Genomic DNA, 2,051 nt, shown 5'->3' with positions numbered 1-2,051 from the left:
TCACCCGCATATTACCTAAAAGATTTATTACCTTTAATTTAAGATAAAACTTTTATTTGTAAGGGTGGGATAGCTTCTCTTCCAAGGAATGCGGGCAGCATTCCTCTGGAAATCGAGAAGCGTTAAGAGCCACCACGGCGATTGAGTGGAAGCATTTTATCGAATATTTTTTGCTTCGGAAAAATATTCGCAGGGTTCTTAAGGGACGGAGTCCCTTATACCAGCTTTTCGACCTGATCCACAATAAGTTCCGCACTGTTACGGTTGGAAAGAAGTTTCGCCCTATAGCTCATCTGCCTTAAAAGCTCTTCATTATCCAGTATCTTGTCCACCTCTCCCGCAAGCTTAACCGCAGTGAGATCTTTATCCAAAATCATTATTCCTGCTCCCGCCTTTTCCACTTCCTCGGCGTTTTTCCTTTGGTGGTCGTCAGCGGCAAGAGGATAAGGTATATAGATACCGGCAAGACCAACGTAAGTGATTTCCGCTATCGCTCCCGCTCCGCTCCTTGCGATAACAAGGTCAGCGGCGTTTAGAAGCAAAGGCATATCATATACGTAATCCTTTATCTCTACATTATGTATTTCCCCGAAGTTTATACCCTGCTTGTTTGCATTTTCCATGAACTCTTCATATCCCGCTTTTCCCGTTACGTGATAAATAAAAACATCATCTCTGTTTTTATATTTATCTATCAAATAAAGCATAGAATCATTTAAATTCTTTGCTCCGAGACTTCCTCCGAAACAGACTATCACTCTTCTGTTTTTATCTACTTCCAGTGTTTTTCTGGCTATTTCGCGATTATAAAGACCGAACTCTCTTCTTACGGGGTTGCCGGTATGAACCACTCTGTCGGGGTATTTTACAAATTCCTTAGTATTTTCAAAGCTTGAACAAACGACATTAGCCCATTTTGAAAGGGTCTTTGTGGTAAATCCGGGGGTTGCGTTCTGCTCATGGATAAGAGTAGGCTTACCTTTTAAAGCTCCCGCAAGGACTACGGGACCGCTTACAAACCCTCCCGTACCGATAACGACATCGGGGTCAAAGTCTTTAACAAGCTTTCTCGCATCGTTAAATCCGCGAAACATCTTAATGAAAACTCCCGCCTTTTGAAGCTTGGAATAATATCTTTCAAAACCGTAAATCCTAATGCTGTTTAATTTATATCCTGCTTTGGGGACTATATCCGCTTCCATGCAGTCCATTCTTCCGCCGAACATTATTTCAGCGTCGGGATGTTCGTATTTTATTTGATTTGCTATTGCAACGGCCGGATAGATATGTCCTCCGGTACCGCCGCCGGCGATTAATATTTTCATAATTTTCTCCTTTTCTTTTTAAAGAAACAAACAGCAAAGGGGTTTCACCCCTTAAACCCCACCAATATTTATGCGCATAAATATTGGATAAAGTGCGCCGCTGGGCGTGGTGCTAAGCCTTCGGCAAAAGGGATCTTTAACTTATTTAAGTCATTCATCCGCAAATTACCTAAAAAAGTTATTATCTTTAATAAAGTATAATACTTTTTATAAATGGGATGATTTAGCGACTCTTTCACAAAATGCGGGCAGCATTTTGTGAAAGAGAAGCTACCACTTCCCTATATTTTAAAAAGACATTTTATTAATATATAAGTTGTATATATTATTTATTTTATTTCTGCTCAAAATTTTGGAACAGTTGTTACCCCTCCAAAACTTTTAGAAGAGTTTTAATATAAATAATACAATACAATTAAATACTAATATTATTATTAAATTAAAATTCTTTTACTTACATCAATTAATCTTAAGCGATTTTAATTCACGATATGACAACTAATATGTATATAAACTTCATTTAACTAACTACCGATTATTTTACTCAATAATCGAAATAACTTAGCTGCAAATCTATCCTAATAAGAGAATAAAATTGCAATTAAGTTATTATTTTTTTCTTTTATAAAGAAACAAACATTCAAGGGGCGCTGCCCCTTAAAAACCCCGCAAAGTTTTTTCCGAAGAAAAAAAACTTCGAGAAAAATTCTTCCACTGCGTGGTGCT

1 protein-coding gene is annotated in these 2,051 nt (G+C 37.6%); it reads right to left on the bottom strand.

The annotated features are described in order from the left end of the window. Window positions 1-215: 215 nt before the first annotated feature. Complete coding sequence (murG, locus tag Q0516_RS01375; protein WP_294468998.1) at window positions 216-1,325, bottom strand: undecaprenyldiphospho-muramoylpentapeptide beta-N-acetylglucosaminyltransferase; 1,110 nt, start codon at window positions 1,323-1,325, stop codon at window positions 216-218. Window positions 1,326-2,051: the final 726 nt, after the last annotated feature.

This window comes from uncultured Anaerofustis sp. (genome assembly GCF_938029165.1).
Taxonomy (GTDB): Bacteria; Bacillota; Clostridia; order Eubacteriales; family Anaerofustaceae; genus Anaerofustis.
Note: the sequence above shows the minus strand (reverse complement) of the source record. Positions and strands in the feature narration are given on the sequence as shown.